We start from the raw sequence: 19164 nt of genomic DNA, 5'->3' as shown, positions 1-19164 counted from the left end.
AAAAATGAAAAATTTAAAAGGATTATTTTCAGCATTACTCGTGTCATTTAACGAAGATGGTACAGTAAATGAAAAAGGCTTGCGTGAAATTATCCGTTACAACATTGATAAAATGAAAGTGGACGGTTTGTACGTTGGCGGTAGCACAGGGGAAAACTTTATGCTCTCTACCGCAGAGAAAAAAGAGATTTTTCGCATTGCCAAAGACGAAGCAAAAGATGACATCGCATTGATTGCACAGGTCGGTAGCGTAAACTTAAAAGAAGCGGTGGAATTAGGTAAATATGCCACTGAATTAGGTTACGATAGTTTATCAGCAGTAACACCTTTCTATTACAAATTTAGCTTCCCTGAAATTAAACATTATTACGACACGATCATCGCTGAAACAGGCAACAATATGATTGTTTACTCAATCCCATTCTTAACAGGGGTAAATATTGGCGTTGAACAATTTGGTGAGCTTTATAAAAATCCAAAAGTTATCGGTGTGAAATTCACAGCAGGTGATTTCTACTTATTAGAACGCTTGAAAAAAGCCTATCCAAACCACTTAATTTGGGCGGGCTTTGATGAAATGATGTTACCAGCAGTTTCACTTGGTGTGGATGGTGCGATTGGTAGTACATTTAACGTAAACGGTATCCGTGCAAGACAAATTATGGAATTAACGCGTGCAGGAAAACTTGATGAAGCATTGAAAGTTCAACATACTACCAACGATTTAATCGAAGGTATTTTAGCGAATGGACTTTACTTAACCATTAAAGAAATCTTGAAATTACAAGGTGTGGACGCTGGTTTCTGCCGTGAACCAATGACATCAACTGCAACACCAGAACAAGTTGCCAAAGCGAAAGAGTTAAAAGAAAAATTCTTATAATTAAGTATTGCTTTACACTTCCAAGCGGGTACATTCACTTAAAAATTTGCAAATTTTTATTACAATCTACCCGCTATGTTTTCTTTTATCTGTAAAACTTATCAAACACTGGTTGCTGAGCCTGTCGAAGCATTAGGTGTCTATACTCCGAGCTCATTCTTTAAACATTTTATTTTACACCATAAAAAAACACCCCTTCCAAATGAAAGGGGTGAGTGCTGTGGTGGTTAAGTGTTATTGAGAGAGAGGACTAGTAACCCCCAAGTTGTTCTCAACCACCACCTGCTAGGTTGGACGGGAAGAGAGTGTGCCTCTTCCGTCCTGTGTTACATTACCATTGGTAGCCAACACCGACACCAATACCAAATTTCTTCTCGGTATTCGCGTTAATGTTTCCTTTGATAATCCATTTTCCATTATCAGAGATAGAAGACAGTCCTACGGCCATTGAGCTTGATTTGTCATAACTCGCGCCCGCTAATGACACCATACTCTTACCCGGTACATAAGCCTGTGGTAAGCTGGCTGATGCCATCGCACTCGCAGTACCGCCGCTTGCGGCTTTTTCTACACTGTCAATGCGGGTGGAGAGTGACTCTTCCACTTTCGCTAATTGAGATACATTCACGGCATCTGTTGGCGCTGTACCGGCTTTAATATTGTGGATTTGGTTTCCACCCATATTAATATTGACATCAGCACCTTCTTTCACTGTTAAACCGGATTGGTTTAAGGTGATATTGCCTACAGTGACTTTATCCACTTTGATTTCAGGTGTGGTGGAAATAACCAGCTGTTTATCATTGCCGTTCATCACTGTTTTGGCATTAAGGTTTTTACCGACTTTAATGCTTAAGGCACCCTTGTTGCTCACGACTTCCTCTTTTGAGAGATTATCCTTGTCTAATACAACATCGTCTGTTACAGCAACCTTGATTTCAGCACCATTGCCTCCATTTCCGTTTCCACCATTGCCGTTGCCTGCATCGCCTTTCTCACCTTTGTCACCTTTATCGCCTTTATCACCCTTGTCACCTTTTGCGCCTTTTAACGCAGCCAAGAAGTCATCTTGTGTTTTAGCGTCGTTACCTGGCAATGCTTTCCAAATCTCATAAGCAGATTGACCATCGGCGCCATCCGCACCAGCGGCACCAGCGGCACCGTCATCACCTTTCTCACCTTTAAAGTCAGGGTCATTTTTCAATGCGTCCTTATCTAACGTGATATGGGCAATTTGTTTACCGTCTTTGCTTTGTTGTTTTTCCACTTTTAAGCCATCACCAAAGTCAAAGGCAAGTTTACTTAAGTCAAATTGTTCTTCAGTATTACCCTGTTTATAATTTGCGCCCGTACCCGTGCTACCACTAAAGAAGCTAATGGTTGGCAATATTGCGTCTTTCCATTTATCAACATCAATACCTTGACCATTGTTCAGTGCTTTTAACTGTTTGTAGTTAACCGCATCGGTATCTGCTATGGCATCACCTAAATGGGTGATTCTGCCTCCATTGACTGATACGCTATTCTCTGTATCACTCAATGTAAGTTTTCCACCACCTGCTGTGTTAGCAATTGACGAAATACCTGTGAGCTCTTTCGCTAATTTAATCGCTAAACCGTTCGCACCATCATTAACCACACCAATATTGTTATCAGTGAGTTCGTTTGCTGCTGTTACGCCACCTTTAATATTTAAGGTGTCATTGAGCTTACGGGTGACTTTATCACCCACATCACCTTTGAACACTAAGCCATCATCCATTGTCGCAACAGTATGGGTGTCTCCACCTTCATCTTCGTAAATAATACGGGTTAAGCTGTCTCCATCCTTACCATCAACACCCGCTCTACCATTAACCACTTTGATGTCGGCTGACACATCTTTCGCAGGTTTTCCGTCGATACCATCGTGCCCATTAAGCCCGATTACACCGTTGGTGCCATTGGCGCCGTCTTCACCTTTGATAGTGACGCCGTTTTCACCGTCTTTTCCTTTAACGGTAATGCCGTCTTTTCCACTTAAGCCGATTGAGCCATCTTTGCCGTCTTTACCCGCAATACCGATACCCTCAACACCTTGCAGTTGTTTCGCCAGTTTGATTTCTAACTTGCCATCTGTGGTATCTACAAAGAGGTTATCTGCTGCAAAGTCAGAGTCTTTCGTTAAGTTCTTCGCAGGGTCTGTGCCTTTTTGTCCTTCAACCACTAAGGTTCCACCTGCAACCACTGCAACTTCATCTGCGGTATTACCTGTGAATTTCAGTCCTGCACCTGCATTAACAACCGCGGTTTCAACTGCTTTTAACTGTTTGTAGTTAACCGCATCAGTCTCTGCTGTGGCATCACCTACATTGGTAATTCTCTTACCACCTGCATTCACACCTTCAGTAGAGATGGAAACAATATCATTTCCTTTCGCTGCACCAAATACGATTGAATCTAAAGCTGTTAACTCTTTTGCCAGTTTAATCGCTAAACCATTCGTACCATCGTTAATGACACCAATGTTGTTATCAGTCAGTTTGTTCTCATCGGTTACACCACCTTTAATATTTAAGGTGTCATTGAGCTTACGGGTGACTTTATCACCTGAATCACCTTGGAAGGCTAAGCCATCATCCATTGTGGCAACAGTATGGGTGTCTCCTGCTTCATCTTCGTAAATAATACGGGTTAAGCTGTCTCCATCCTTACCATCAACACCCGGTCTACCATTAACCACTTTGATGTCGGCTGAAACAGCTTTTTTATCTTTACCGTCGATTCCATCGTGACCATTGAGTCCGATTACACCGTTGGTGCCATTGGCACCGTCTTCACCTTTGATAGTAACGCCGTCTTTACCGTCTTTGCCTTTCACCGTAATACCGTCTTTTCCGTCAATGCCGACACCATTTTTGCCGTCTTTACCGTCAACGCCGATATAACCGTCTTTTCCGTCTTTAGGTTTTCCTATACCACCCACCGCTGTATCAACATAAGCTTTAACGGCTTTCTCTTGAACAAGCTGAGTGGTGTCGCCCGTAATTTCACCTTTACCTACTTTCGAACCTAAGGTCGCTTTCGCTGCCTCATCACCAATATTCGAACCGTCTATTTTTAAGTAGGTAGTGGCAAGGTTTGTGGTACCTGTTATTTCTTTGATTTTATCTACATCTAAACCCAGGGTGTATTTCGCCCCTTTGTCCGTTGTTGCAGCTGTTGTATCAAGAGTTAAACCGCTGTTTGGTTTTACGGCCACCTCTTCTTTAGAGGTTTTGCCTACATTGGTGATTTGGTCACCTAGATTGGTCACTTTAGTCTCAACCGCACCCACGCTGTTATCCACATACGTTTTCACGACATCCCCTGTGACCGTATTTTGATTACCTGTCTCAACAGCACCCGTACCGACTTTATTAAGAATGTTGGTGACATCAGTATGTAATTTTGCTTGTGTGACATTGCCATCTTTAATTTTGTTCGTCGTCACCCCATTATCTGCAAGACTAATCACTCCGTTGTTATCTTTGGTTAAGGTGATACCATCAAGGTTAACGGTTAAGTCTACTTTGCCTTTACCATTAGCGCCTGTTGTATCGATAATCACCGTTTTATCAACACTGGTAATATCACTGGCATTAAGTTTGCCTGCCACTGTATCGCTGGTTAAACCCTCAATTCCGAGTTTTTCTTTCCACTTGGTGACATCTGTAGTCCCTAGATTGCCGGCATCTCTATCTGCTTTTGCTGCTAAGTCATCCGCAAGAGTTGTGGTACCTGTAATCTCTTTGATTTTGTCTGCATCTAAACCAAGGGTGTATTTCGCCCCTTTGCTGGCGGTTGCCGCTGTTGTATCAAGAGTTAAACCACTGTTTGGTTTTACTGCCACTTCTTCTTTAGAGGTTTTACCCACATTGGTGATTTGGGTGGTTAAATCGGTGTTTAAGTTTGTGATAGCCGTTGTATTAGTCTTCACTTTATCATCCACATCTTTCACGGCTTTAATTTGGGCTAACTCGGTAGTTTTGGTTAAATCCGTGGTACCCACGGCATCCCCAAAGGTCGCTTTGTTGTTAGCAATATTTGAACCGTCGACTTTTAAGTAATCCGTCTCAAGGTTTGTGGTTCCGGCTAACGCTTTCACTCTGGCTTCTTTTAGGGTGAGTTTCACTTTACCTGCGGTTAAGTCTCCCCCATTGCTCACGGTGATATCGTCACTTTCAATGGTCTTTAAGGCAGCACGGTCTAACTTATCTGCAATACTCGCCAATTGACCTTTTGCGGTATCATTTAAGTCAAACGATACGTCTCCGTTATCGCCCACTGAGGCAACCGTGTCTGTACCATTCGTAAAGTTAAAGCCCTCTGACAGTTTCACTGTTTTGGTTGTACTGCCGGCTTTATAAGCAATGGTTTGATTACCCATTGCGTTAGTCACGCTGTTATCAATATTCGTAATAACATCCGCTTTAGCCGCATCTACATACGCTTTTACCGCTTTTTCTTGAACAAGTTGTGTGGTATCGCCCGTAATCTCACCTTTACCGACGTTTTTACCCAACTTCACTTTATTGTCATCACTGCCAACATTCGAGCCTGTTAATAATAAACGGTCAGCTAAATTCGCTTGTGTGAGTACATTACCGATATCAAGGGCTTGTTTCCAATCCGCTATATCGCCATCAGTTAAGTTACCGGCATCTTTTTTCGCAAAGGTTTCAGCGACTTTGTCGTTTAACTTCGTCTCGTCAATTGATAGGGTGTAGGTGTCTTTGTGATTTGCCGCTGAAGCGGTTTTCACTAATTTTAAGACACCCTCTGTCGCGGGATTAACCGCCACTTCTACGGCATCTCTTGCGGCATTTTTAATCACCGTCGTGCCATCTGAAGAAATGTTATCTAAGCTGATATTGGCTTTGTTTGCTAAAGCAGCTGCATTATCATCAATTTTTTCCAATTGTGTTTTGGTCTTTTGTGATAGTGCCACTACCCATTCTTTGTTTGTCGCAGCTGTCCCACCAGAGACATCAATACCCTCACCTGCGGTAACCGTTTCAATGGAATTGGTATCGATTTTCGCTTTCCACGCCGCTACATCATTCGCATTTAAGTTTGAAGCATTGTGATTGGCTTTTTTAGCCAGTTTTGTGGTGACACTCTCTTCTAAGTCGGTGATATCTTGTGTATTCGTATTGACTTTATCATCCACCGCTTTCACCGCTTTGATTTGCGCTAATTTTGTGGAAGTCCCTAAAGTGTCTGTACCCACTTGGTCACCAAAGGTGGCTTTGTTAGCCACATTTGAACCGTCTGTTTTTAAATAGGTGGTGTCAAGGTTTGTGGTGCCCGCTAATGCTTTCACTTCATCTTCATCTAACGATAAGGTGAAGATTGCGCCTTTCTCATTGGTGGCAGGGGTTGTTTTAACATTAATACCACTGCCATTGTCTGCTTTCACGGTCTCTTTTGAGGTTTTACCTACGTGAGTAATGGTATCACCTAAGGTATTAACGGTATTGCCTAAGTTAGTCACTTCTGTGTTAATTGTCGCAACTTTGCCATCCACATAGGTTTTTACCACATCCCCAGTAACAGTGTTGTGATTAGCGGTTTCAATCGCACCTGTGCCTACTTTATCTAAAATAGTGGTAACATCATCGGCTAATTTTGCTTTTGTGACATTGCCATCGGCAATTTTAGCCGTAGTTACGCCACCGTCCGCAATACCAATCACCCCGTTACCGTTTTTAGTTAAGCTGGTATTATCAAGATTTACCCTTAAATCCACGTTGCCTGCTGCAGTGGTGATACCCACAGTTTTATCACTGCTCTTGATATCACCCGTTTCCAGTTTAGTCTCTAGTGCAGCTTTCACTTGGGTATCGGTCACTAATTTGCCTTTTGGTGCGGCTAAATTTGCCTCATTATTTAACTTAGTTGTCCAAGCATTCACATCATCAACACTCAAGTTATCGGCATCTTTATCTGCTTTTGTAGCGATAGCGGTACGATTTCCCTCAATATTTGCAGTATTGGTCTCAATATTCCCTTTATTAAATGCAATGGCTTCTTGAACGGTGTCTTTACCTGTGCCACCGATATCAGTGAAAGTAATATTGCCATTTTCATCTATGGCGGCATTACCCCCTAGATTGTCTTTTACTGAGGTAGCGACATTGCCTAATACAATAGTAGTTGCATAAAGTTGTGAGCCGTTAATGGCATCCGTTGAAGTTTGAGAGATTTCACCCGGTGCAACATTAATAATTTGTTTTTCGTAAGCGGTTTTACCCACAGACACCACACCATCTGCAATACCTGAAAACTCCTTGTATTTAAGACCATTTATAGCCTTTGTTCCATTTACTTGTGTAAAGGCTCTGGTTTCTGCTTTTGAACCTAAGGCGACTGAATTTGTATGCTCTGCTTTGGCATCAAAACCTAGGGCAAGGGTTTTGTCTGCAATGGCTTTGGCACGGTAGCCCATTGCGACGGCTTCTTGGTTTCCATTTTCAACACCAGCTATGGTTTCTGTACCTAATGCGACAGATCCTTGTGTATAAGCTTTTGAAGATTGTCCCATAGCAGTCGAATGCATTCCTGATGCTTGAGTAGCTGTTCCAAATGCAAAGGCACTCTCGCCAGAAGCAACACCACCTATATTCAACGATTTTGATCTTGCTATCTTAATTTTCATTAATGCTTTTTCTTCAGTGGTTGCAGTACCAGCGTTTATTTTATCTTTCTCATCTTGTGATAAAATACCTGCATACTCATCGATTATTTTGGCCTCTAGATTTTCTGCAATTTTGTCAATTTGTGTCCAGTTAGTGAGTGAACCACCACCTGCGAAAGAAGCTCCACCAGAGGCTAATGAAACACCGCCCATAGCGACAGAATGTTTCCCTGTTGCTGAGTTATGTTTTCCTCCGATAACCACAGAATCAACCGATGTTGCTACGTTATTTCTTCCTCCGATAACCGCTGCTCTATTTTCTGTAACTCTGTTATCTTCCCCTGCTACAATACTTGCAGATTGTCCAAAGATCTTATTACCTTTTCCTGATAAAATACTTGAGAAGTTTTTATCTACAGTATTTCCTTGTCCTAAAAATATTCCTGAATGAGCGGTATACTCATAATTAGCACCGACAGTATTTGACTCCCCTCCTATTATCGCTGAACCATGTAGTGCATCCGATCTGTTACTTATTCCTCCAGCAAGAAAAGAAGTTACACCAGTGATAACATTTTTGAATCCACCTACTATAGTGGATGCTCCTACAGAATTTTTTGTAGCTCTTATGTCATTCTGAACTTTAGGTGTTCCATCTGGGTTTGTTAACAAAACGCCATCAGCATCACGTTCCCAAATAGAATAATGAGTCATTTTACTATCACTAATCGCTATTGTGTTTTCTTCACCGCCAATTATTGATGATTTTTTTGCTCCTACGTCTAGAATTTTATTATTCAAACCACCTAATATTGAATTAAGCTCTGAATTAATTGTATTATTTTCCCCGTTAATAACAGATGAGGCTGTTCCTGAAACTGAGTTGGTTCCATGTCCACCTATGGCTACCGCATTAACGCCCTCAGCTACTGCATTCATTCCTATAGCTATTGAACCAATACCTTTCGCACCACCACTCCCATTAACAGCATCTAAGTTAGTATCATTACCCGTTTGAACTTGCCCTGTACCATTTACATGAACATAGGTATTTTGTGCTTTTAAGGCTGCAACTTCAACTTTTAACGCTGCAACATCTGAAGCTAAGTCAGCCATTGCTGAAGTACTAAAACCTAGTACCATTGAGATTGCCACCGTCATTTTTGCAAATTTTGGTAAGAATGTACCCGCTTGTTTTAATTGGGGTTTATTGGTTTTTGACGCCTGCGTTTTTGTTCTGCCTTTGGCTAATTCGCTAACGGCGGTGAAAGTTTGTGTTGCTTTGTTAAACACGATTTTGTAGATGCTGTTCATAGTCAGGTATCCTTTTTAGTTGATATCCTTTCCTTAGGACTTTGCTGAGGTTGATGTAAATTCCTTTTACCGCCTCGTGAATATTTTGTTAAAAAATATGTATAAACTTCCCGATTGTAAAAAAAAAAAAAAAAACGCAAGCAAAATCGTAGTAATGGAGGTTATTTGGATGAAAAATAGACAATTTGAAGTGTAAATGGGATGACTTTGAATTAGGGAGAGTGTGAAATATCGATCACGGGGTTAGTCAAACACCGGTCGCTGAGCTCAGGAACCGAGAACGGAAACGTAGTATGATTATTGATCTAATTTGTAAATTTCTATTGAAATGTAACCGCTATGATTATGTTTTATGATGTTTTGTGGAGATTTTATACCGAGCAACGGGAGGATATACGCAAACAAGTTTGCTAATCCTCCCCTACGGTTAATCTTTCTAACTTTTTGATTTATAAATGGTTTGTAGGGAAAAATTTAATGAGCGAAGCGAGTGGAATATCTTCCCGCAAGCTAGATTTCAAACTACAAAACCAATCAAATATCGATCACTGAGCCTGTCGAAGTGTGAGGTGTTTGAGCTCGGGATTTGGTTCTGTGAACGTTCTCTTATACTTGTATTATAAAAAAGCCCTACTATTATAAATAACAGTAGGGCTGTTGAAGTAGAGCTTGTAAATATCCTTAGGTTAAAAACCTGTGTCGAAGATATAACCTACTTCAACTCCATATTCATCCCGAATGGTATCCTGAGTAACACTATTAGTGCTAGCTCGTATAAACAAGGTTGAGGAACAAATATGAATAACACATTCTACATTGGTATTGATATTGCTTGCAAGAAGTTTGATGTAGCGATTTATAAAGAAAATAAAAAAGCCCTACATAATACTTTTGATAATGATAAAAAAGGGTTTGAATCATTATTAAAATGGATTAACAAAGATACTCAAAATCTACACGTTGTAATGGAAGCAACTGGTATTTATTGGGAAGAATTAGCCTATTTTCTCTATGATAAAAAGGCAAAAGTAAGCGTGATTAACCCTAAATGTATCAAGGCTTATGGCATTGGACAAAATCTTAGAAATAAGACCGATAAGATAGACGCAATGCTTATTGCTCGTTTTGCGGCAAAAGAGCAACCACAAGCGTGGCAACCACCACCAAAGGCTCAACGTGCATTATTATTAAGATTACGACAGCTAGAACATCTTAAACAAGCTGAGCAAAAAGAACGTACTCGGATTAAAATGATGTCAGATAGCGAAAGTATTGCAAGTGCAGAGCGTTTGGCTAATTTCTTGCGTGAAGAAATAAAAGCTTTTGAAAAACAAATTGATGAAACAATCAAAACGGATACAATGCTCAAACAAAATGCAAAATTATTATCAAGCATTCCAGGATTAGGTAAAAAAAGTGTTGCTTGGTTACTGGCTTATCTTGGCGATGGCTCTCGTTTTAAAAATGGAAAAGCTGCAGCTGCTTATGCAGGCTTAACTCCTATGCACCATCAATCAGGCAGTAGCATAAATGGTAAACCGAAAATATCAAAAATTGGACAAACGGATATTCGTAAAATTTTATTTATGCCTGCGGTTGCCTATAGTTTTGGGAATTATAAAGATAGAATTTATAAGACTTTTGTTGATAATTTACTGGCAAAAGGGAAGGATAAAAAAGTGATTATCGTGGCTTTAATGCGTAAATTAGTGGCCATTGCTCAAACAGTATTAAAAAATCAAATGCCTTTTGATGCAAGTTTACACCAAAAGACAATGTAGTTATTAACAATAAATGTTATACAGATTTTAGAGGATAAAATATTCTCTAAAAATATAAGGCACCATTATTAATGTTAAAAAATAAAAAATTTTCTTGCTATTTCTAATGGTATCTTCGACAGGCTCAGTAACCGAGAATGGAGACGTAGCATGCTACGTCTCCATTCTCGATCTAATTTGTAAATTTTTATTGAAATGTAACCGCTATGGTTATGTCTTATGACGTTTTGTGGAGATTTTATATCGAGCAGCGGGAGGATATACGCAAACAAGTTTGCTAATCCACCCCTACGGTCGATCTTTATAACTTTTTGATTTATAAATAATTTACAGGAGAGTATTTAATGAGAAAAGCGAGTGGAATATCTTCCCGTAAGCTAAATTAAAATCACAAAACCAATCAAACACCGATCGCTGAGCTTGTCGAAGTGTTAGGTGTTTGAGCTCGGGATTTGGTTCTGTGAACGTTCTCTTATACTTCGACAGGCTCAGTAACCGAGAACGGGAACATCGATCACAGAGGTCAATCAAGAACGGAGGCGCAGTATGATTATTGATCTAATTTGTAAATTTCTATTGAAATGTAACCGCTATGATTATGTTTTATGATGTTTTGTGGAGATTTTATACCGAGCAACGGGAGGATATACGCAAACAAGTTTGCTAATCCTCCCCTACGGTCGATCTTTATAAATTTTTGATTTATAAATGATTTGTAGAGGGGTATTTAATGAGCGAAGTGAGTGGAATATCTTCCCGCAAGCTAGATTTCAAACTACAAAACCAATCAAACACCGATCACTGAGCCTGTCGAAGTGTTAGGTGTTTGGGCACTGAACTTGTTTAGTGAGCGTTCTCTTATACTTCGATATTTCGACAGGCTCAATAACCGAGCTCTGGAACCGAGAACGGGGACATTGAGGCAGGGATGTCGATCACTATTTAATCATTGATAATTAATTAAAGTTTGATAGGTGGATAAATAATTCTGATCGTACTGCATCACAAAATGGTTCTGGTAATCTGAATTTATTATATGCAGAGATGGAACAGCAGGTGTTTGTCATTGATCATAACTTGGCTTTTGATGATATTTGTGATGATGAATTCGAAAATCATATATTTTCTCCAAAAAATAGAAACTGGAGATTAGATTGGGTAGATAAAGATATATTTACAGATAAAGCCATTGAGATTTTAAACGACTTTGATGATATTTGTGATAATATACCTGATGAATGGCTTCCTATTGATTCAGAAGAATATCAAAAATTTGAAGCGATTATCATTGAAATAAAAGCAATTTTAGCAAGAATTAATACAAAAGATTACTGGGATAACATAAAATGAAAACACCAATATTATACAGTTTTGTGAGGTTTAGACCGTACATTGAAACAGGCGAATTCGTCAATGTTGGCTTGTTGATGTGCGAACCCCAAACACAGAAATTGACTTTTGGTCTGGTACCAAAAAATAGTGGTCGTGTGAATCACTTTTTCTATAATAGTCGTATTTTTGAAGAAATACGAGATACTATTAACAGTGAGTTAAAATATATTAAAAAAATTGTAGAAAATGATTTTCGCTTTAGCCCTGAAGAAGTGGCAAGATTCTTTCATAATTTCGTTGACTGCAAAGAGGGTATTGTTCAATATAGCAATGCTGTTGTAGGGGTAGTTGATGATCCTCAAGCCAATTTTAGTCAGCTATATCGTGAATATATCCATTTTGGTGGTGTAAAAAGTGTGAGTCAAGAAAATAATATTGTAAGAGAATTTAAGGATTTATTTAAAGCACAAAGCAATCCTATTTTTAATAATTATAAAGAATGTTTGGTGAAAGGTGAAACGTCTAAATTTAAACTTCCCCTTGCATTAAAAGATAACAATGATAATAAAGTTATAAGAGGTATTAAACCTCTCGCTTTTGATCAAAATGAAACCGCAAGTATGATAGAACATTGTGATAGTTGGGTGGCAAAAATAAACCGCTCTACTGCTGAAGGGTTAATTAAGAAAGATTGTATTTTATTTGCGCTAGACACAGCTAATACTAAGGCAAAAATTAAGATTTTAGATACTATTAAGAGAACATTTGATCATTTTAGTATTAATCATACTGATTGGAAAAACAAAGAGGAAGTGCTTGATTTTGCAAAGGATGTTACTGTTTTTTAGTAATAAACTAATCAAACACCAGTCACAGAGTTCAATAATCAAAAAAGAGACATAGCATATACACTACGTCTCTTTTTTTGATTTAGTTGGTAAATTTTAGATTACTCTTACCACTATTTTTTCTTCGCTTTTGGATTTGGAAGATCTGTAATTGAACCTTCAAATACTTCTGCGGCTAGACCTACTGATTCGTGTAGTGTTGGGTGAGCGTGAATAGTGAGTGCAAGATCTTCCGCATCACACGCCATTTCAATAGCTAAACCAATTTCACCTAGCAATTCGCCACCATTAGAACCAACAATCGCCCCACCAAGTACTTGATGGGTATCTTTATCGAAGATAAGTTTTGTCATTCCTTCTGAACATTCAGAGGCAATTGCACGGCCTGAGGCTGCCCAAGGGAATTTAGCGACTTCAAAGTTTAAGCCTTCTTGACGGCACTCTTTCTCTGTTTTACCTACCCAAGCCACTTCTGGTTCAGTATAAGCGATTGAAGGAATAACCTTCGGATCAAAATAATGTTTTTTCCCTGCAATCACTTCTGCTGCAACGTGTCCTTCGTGAACCCCTTTATGTGCTAACATTGGCTGTCCTACGATATCACCGATAGCAAAAATGTGTGGTACGTTAGTGCGTAGTTGTTTATCTACATTGATAAAGCCACGTTCGTCTACTTCAACTCCCGCTTTACCTGCATCAATTAATTTACCATTTGGTGTACGACCGATGGCAACTAATACAGCATCATAACGTTTTGTATCATTACAGGCTTTGCCTTCCATTGTAACGTGAACGCCATCATCTTTTGCTTCAACAGCTGTTACTTTGGTTTCGAGCATTAATTTGAATTTGTTTTCAACCTGTTTGGTATAAATTTGTACGATGTCTTTATCTGCAGCTGGGATTACTTGATCAAACATTTCTACTACGTCCACTTCTGAACCTAGTGATTGGTAGACTGTTCCCATTTCTAAACCAATAATTCCACCACCCATTATCAATAGGCGTTTTGGTACTTCTTTTAGTTTAAGAGCATCCGTTGAATCCCAAACTCGAGGATCTTCGTGTGGAATAAAAGGTAATTGGATTGGACGAGAACCTGCTGCAATAATGGCATTATCAAATTTAACCGTTGTTGCATTCCCTTTACGATCACGTGCCACTAATGTATTCGGATCAGTAAAAGAAGCTAAACCTTCAACAATAGTTACTTTACGTGCTTTTGCCATTCCTGCAAGACCACCTGTTAATTTAGAAACAACGTTTTCTTTACCTTCACGCACTTTATCTAAATCAATTTTTGGCTCGCCAAATGTGATGCCGTTATGCTCAATATGTTTTGCTTCTTCAATTACCTTTGCAACGTGAAGTAATGCTTTTGATGGGATACAACCTACGTTTAAACATACACCACCAAGTGTTGAATAACGTTCAACAATCACAGTTTCTAAACCTAAATCTGCACAACGAAAAGCAGCTGAATAACCTGCTGGACCTGCACCTAATACCACAACTTGTGTTTTAATTTCTTTACTCATATTAACCTCTTTATCAATAGGTTGTGTAGCGGTAAGATAATACTAAAAATTTGCAAATTTTTGCTGTGATCTTACCGCTTCTTTTATTATTCTACATTGCTAAACGGCGTAAATCTGCCAATACACTACTTAAGAATGTAATAAATCTCGCTCCATCTGCACCGTCAATCACTCGGTGATCGTAAGACAATGATAGTGGTAGCATTAAACGTGGTTCAAAATCTTTACCATTCCATACTGGTGTCATTTCAGATCTTGATACACCTAAAATCGCCACTTCTGGTGCATTTACAATTGGAGTAAAGTGAGTACCACCAATTCCACCTAGTGATGAAATAGTGAAACAGCCACCCTGCATATCTGATGCGGTTAATTTACCTTCACGGGCTTTTTTAGAGATTTCTGAAATTTCACGAGAAAGCTCCAAAATACCTTTGTTATTCACATTTTTAAATACTGGTACCACTAAGCCGTTTGGTGTATCTACGGCGATACCAATATTTACGTATTTTTTAAGTGTTAAACGCTGACCATCTTCTGAAAGTGAACTGTTAAAGCGAGGGAATTCTTCTAACGCTTTTGCGGCAGCTTTCATAATGAATACAAGTGGCGTGATTTTCACGTCTTGTTTGGTTTTTTGTAAGTAAGCATTTTGCTCTTTACGGAATGCTTCAAGGGTTGTGATATCCGCTTTATCCCATTGTGTTACGTGAGGGATCATTACCCAGTTACGGTGTAAGTTTGCCCCTGAGATTTTTTGGATACGACCTAATTCAACTTCTTCGGTTTCCCCAAATTTGCTGAAATCAACTTTTGGCCAAGGTAATAAACCTAAACCAGAACCGTCTGCCACGCCGTTGCCTGCTTTACCTGATGCTTTGTTTTCAAATACTTGAACCGCATTTTTCACATAAGCTTGTAAATCTTCTTTCACAATACGGTTTTTGCGACCTGTACCTTTCACGTTATCTAGGTTTACCCCAAACTCACGTGCTAAACGACGAATCACTGGTGTTGCATGAGCAAAACTTGCACTTGCTTCTACTTTATCTTGGCTTAAACCAGATTCATTTTTAGCAGAAGATGTTGCTGGTGCAGGTGCAACTTCTTGTTTTGGTGCTTCTGTTGGTGCTACTTGTGGTTGAGCTGGTGTTTCTACCGTTGCTGGTGCAGAAGTTTCAAAACGCATCACTAATTTACCCGTAGAAACCATATCGCCTTCTGCGATTAAAATTTCTTTAACCACACCCGCCATTGGTGCAGGTACTTCCATTGAGGCTTTGTCGCCTTCAACGTTTAAGATTGATTGATCGACTTCAACACTGTCACCAACTTTAACCATAATTTCAGTTACGGTTACTTCATCACCACCGATATCAGGTACGTTTACATCAACGACTGCTGATGCGGTTGCCACAGGTGTGGCTACTGGTGTTTCTGCTTTTGATTCTTCTGCTGGTGCAGCTACTGTGTCAGCAGATTCTAACACTAACATTGGGCTACCCGTTGTTACTGCATCACCTTCTTTTACAAGAATTTCTTTTATCACACCCGCTTCAGGTGCTGGTACTTCCATTGATGCTTTATCGCCTTCAACGTTAATTACTGATTGATCCACTTCGATGGTATCGCCTACTTTTACCATTATTTCTGTAACAGTAACTTCATCACCACCAATATCTGGAATTTGAATTTGTTTTGCCATTGTATATTCCTTAAATATTTAAGCGGTAAGTTCTTATGTAAAATTTGCAAATTTTATGCTCAATCTTACCGCTTGGTTTTACTATAATTTTATGAATTATGCGTAAAATGGATCTGCTTTTTCAGCATTAATACCAAATTTAGCAATTGCCTCTGAAACTACTTTCTTATCAATACTGCCTTGTTTTGCTAGCTCTGTTAAAGCTGCAATCACAACATAGTGCGCATCCACTTCAAAGTGATCACGTAAGTTTTCACGGCTATCTGAACGACCAAAACCATCGGTACCTAATACTGCATAGCTTGATGCTGGAATAAAGGCACGTACTTGTTCAGCAAAAAGTTTCATATAGTCTGTTGCTGCTACGGCTGGTGCATCATTCATTACTTGAGCAATATAAGGCACTTTTGCTTCTGCTTCTGGGTGTAATAAGTTCCAACGCGTGACATCGTTACCTTCACGTGCCACCTCTGTAAATGATGGTACGCTATATACATCAGAAGAAATACCGTAATCATTTGCTAAAATTTGCGCCGCTTCACGTACGTGACGGAAGATTGCACCAGAACCTAATAATTGAACTTTTTCTTTAGATTTAGCTTTCACAGTTTCAAATTTGTAGATACCTTTACGAATACCCTCTTCTGCCCCTTTTGGCATTGCTGGTTGCTCGTAAGTTTCATTTAAGGTTGTGATGTAATAGAACACATCTTCTTGTGCTTCTCCATACATACGGTTAATACCATCTTGCATAATTACCGCTACTTCATACACATAAGCAGGATCGTAGGAGACACAGTTAGGAATAGTTAATGATTGAATATGGCTATGACCGTCTTCGTGTTGTAGACCTTCACCATTTAGTGTTGTACGACCAGAAGTACCACCAATCATAAAGCCTCTTGCACGCTGATCCCCTGCTGCCCACATCATATCTCCAACACGTTGGAAACCAAACATTGAGTAGTAAATAAAGAATGGAATCATTGGCAAGTTATTGGTTGAGTATGACGTTGCTGCCGCTAACCAAGAAGCCGTTGCACCTAATTCATTGATACCTTCTTGCAATACTTGACCGTCTGTTGCTTCTTTATAGTAAGCCACTACATCACGGTCTGAAGGTGTATATTTTTGACCATTTGGGTTATAAATTCCAATTTGACGGAATAAGCCTTCCATACCGAAAGTACGAGCCTCATCGGCTAAAATTGGCACGATATTTTTACCAATCTCTTTATTTTTCAATAAGGTATTTAAGAAACGTACAAACGCCATTGTGGTTGAAATTGGACGTTTTTGTTCTTCTAATAATTGAGAGAACTCGTCTAACGCAGGAACACTAAATTCAGTGGTAAATTTAGGTGAGCGTGTTGGTACGTACCCTTTTAATTTTTTACGTTGATTGTGAAGATAATCGTATTCTGCACTCCCTTCCTCAAATTTTACATAAGGGTAGTTTTCAATTTCTTCATCTTTTACTGGTAGATCGAAGTAGTCACGGAATGAACGTAAGCTATGCTCAGACATTTTCTTCGTTTGGTGAGCCACGTTTTTACTTTGTGCTTCTTCAATTTTGTAGCCTTTTACTGTTTGTACAAGTAATACAACCGGTCTACCTGCACTTTGTGCTTTATGATAAGCCGCATACATTTTAAAGGTATCGTGACCGCCACGTGTTAAGTGCCAAATTTCATCGTCTGTCATATCTGCCACTAGAGCTGCTGTTTCAGGGTAGCGGTTAAAGAAATGCTCACGCACATAAGCGCCGTCTTTAGATTTAAAGGTTAAGTAATCACCATCAACCACTTCTAGCATTGATTGTGCTAATTTACCTGAGGTATCTTTTTCGAACAGTTTATCCCAACGTCTGCTCCAAAGTACTTTAATCACTTCCCAACCCGCTCCACTGAATAAGCCTTCTAATTCTTGTACGATTTTACCGTTACCGTGTACAGGTCCATCTAAACGTTGTAAGTTACAGTTAATCACAAAAATTAAGTTATCTAAATTCTCACGACCTGCAAGGGTTAATGCTCCTTTAGATTCAATTTCATCCATTTCACCATCGCCCAGATACGCATATACTTTTTGTTCTGAAGTATCTTTTAAGCCACGATTATGAAGATATTTTAAGAAACGTGCTTGATAAATTGCATTAACAGGGCCTAATCCCATAGAAACCGTTGGGAACTGCCAAAATTCTGGTAATAATTTAGGGTGAGGGTATGAAGATAAACCTTTACCGCCCACTTCTTGACGGAAATTATCTAACTGTTCTTCCGTTAAACGTCCTTCAACAAAAGCACGTGCATAAATACCCGGTGCAGAGTGACCTTGGAAAAATACTAAATCGCCACCGTCTTTGTCATTTCTTGCTCTGAAAAAGTGGTTAAATGCAACTTCATAAATTGTTGTTGCTGCTTGATAAGAAGAAATATGTCCACCTAATTCAAGATCTTTTTTACCTGCTTTTAATACCATCATAATCGCATTCCAACGGATTGCACTACTGATACGGCGTTCAAGTTCTAAATCACCTGGATATGTTGGTTCATCTGTCACATCAATAGTATTGACGTAAGGTGTTGTACAACCTGAAGCAACAGCAACACCATTTTCACGTGCTTGCTGAATCACTTGTTCAATAATAAATTGTGCTCGTTCTGTACCTTCAGCACGAACTAACGAGTTAACTGCAAGTAGCCAATCATTTGTTTCTATTGGATCTACGTCATTTTTAATGCTTTCTGACATATTTTTATTCCTTAATTTTTATAGATAGGTCACAAACAATATTTTTAGTAACATTATATCGTTTGACTAAATTTTAGACAAAAATACCTGTATATTATCCTCATTTTATTAATATACAGCGCCCCCTCATCTAGGTTAGGTAAGCTATCCACTTGATTTTTAACAAAAAATTAAAATGTTACAATTTTTTTGAAATTTTGTAGATAAATTTGCAACGTAATATAACAAAAACAAGGGGGTTTGTCTATGAATCAAGGAGGGTGTGGATAACGGTTTTTTGTTTGGATTTTTTGTAAATTTTCTTGTAAATGTTACCGCTTATTTTTCTAAAATCAGGTAAAATGGCGTTAC

General features: G+C 39.1%; 7 protein-coding genes and 1 pseudogene. 4 read left to right on the top strand and 4 right to left on the bottom strand.

Translation table 11 applies throughout. The annotated features are described in order from the left end of the window. Positions 1-4 precede the first annotated feature (4 nt). A complete protein-coding gene (gene nanA / locus A6B44_RS00965; RefSeq protein WP_090923163.1) occupies positions 5-883 on the top strand; it encodes an N-acetylneuraminate lyase in 879 nt (292 codons plus the stop codon). A 331-nt stretch (positions 884-1214) separates the two neighbouring features. On the opposite strand, the gene A6B44_RS00960 is transcribed toward nanA, so the two are convergent. Continuing rightward, entirely contained in the window at positions 1215-8855 is a 7641-nt protein-coding gene (locus A6B44_RS00960) for a YadA-like family protein (protein WP_176673435.1), read from the bottom strand. 797 nt (positions 8856-9652) lie between these two features. Between A6B44_RS00960 and A6B44_RS00955 the strand changes: the two genes are divergently transcribed. The 3 genes and pseudogenes from A6B44_RS00955 to A6B44_RS00945 all read left to right on the top strand — a co-directional run bounded on the left by A6B44_RS00955 (position 9653) and on the right by A6B44_RS00945 (position 12816). Beyond that, entirely contained in the window at positions 9653-10636 is a 984-nt protein-coding gene (locus A6B44_RS00955) for an IS110 family RNA-guided transposase (RefSeq protein WP_176673434.1), read from the top strand. Between the two features lie 975 nt (positions 10637-11611). Then, positions 11612-11986, top strand: a pseudogene (locus tag A6B44_RS00950) (HipA family kinase); the annotation flags it as partial. Continuing rightward, positions 11983-12816, top strand: a complete 834-nt coding sequence (locus A6B44_RS00945; RefSeq protein WP_090922206.1) for a DUF3037 domain-containing protein — start codon at positions 11983-11985, stop codon at positions 12814-12816. The pseudogene A6B44_RS00950 and the gene A6B44_RS00945, both read left to right, overlap by 4 nt. A 113-nt stretch (positions 12817-12929) precedes the next feature. Here A6B44_RS00945 and lpdA read toward each other — a convergent pair whose 3' ends face one another. From lpdA to aceE, 3 genes are all read right to left on the bottom strand, one after another. Then, a complete protein-coding gene (gene lpdA, locus A6B44_RS00940; protein WP_090922204.1) occupies positions 12930-14354 on the bottom strand; it encodes a dihydrolipoyl dehydrogenase in 1425 nt (474 codons plus the stop codon). A gap of 91 nt (positions 14355-14445) precedes the next feature. After that, positions 14446-16059, bottom strand: a complete 1614-nt coding sequence (aceF, locus tag A6B44_RS00935; RefSeq protein WP_090922202.1) for a pyruvate dehydrogenase complex dihydrolipoyllysine-residue acetyltransferase — start codon at positions 16057-16059, stop codon at positions 14446-14448. 96 nt (positions 16060-16155) lie between these two features. Next, positions 16156-18813 (bottom strand): pyruvate dehydrogenase (acetyl-transferring), homodimeric type, encoded by a 2658-nt coding sequence (aceE, locus tag A6B44_RS00930; RefSeq protein ID WP_090922201.1) that lies wholly within the window; start codon positions 18811-18813, stop codon positions 16156-16158. Between the last annotated feature and the right edge of the window lie 351 nt (positions 18814-19164).

Origin of the sequence: Pasteurella skyensis (assembly GCF_013377295.1) — a bacterium.
Lineage (GTDB): Bacteria > Pseudomonadota > Gammaproteobacteria > Enterobacterales > Pasteurellaceae > Phocoenobacter > Phocoenobacter skyensis.
This window is presented reverse-complemented; position numbering and strand designations above follow the sequence as displayed.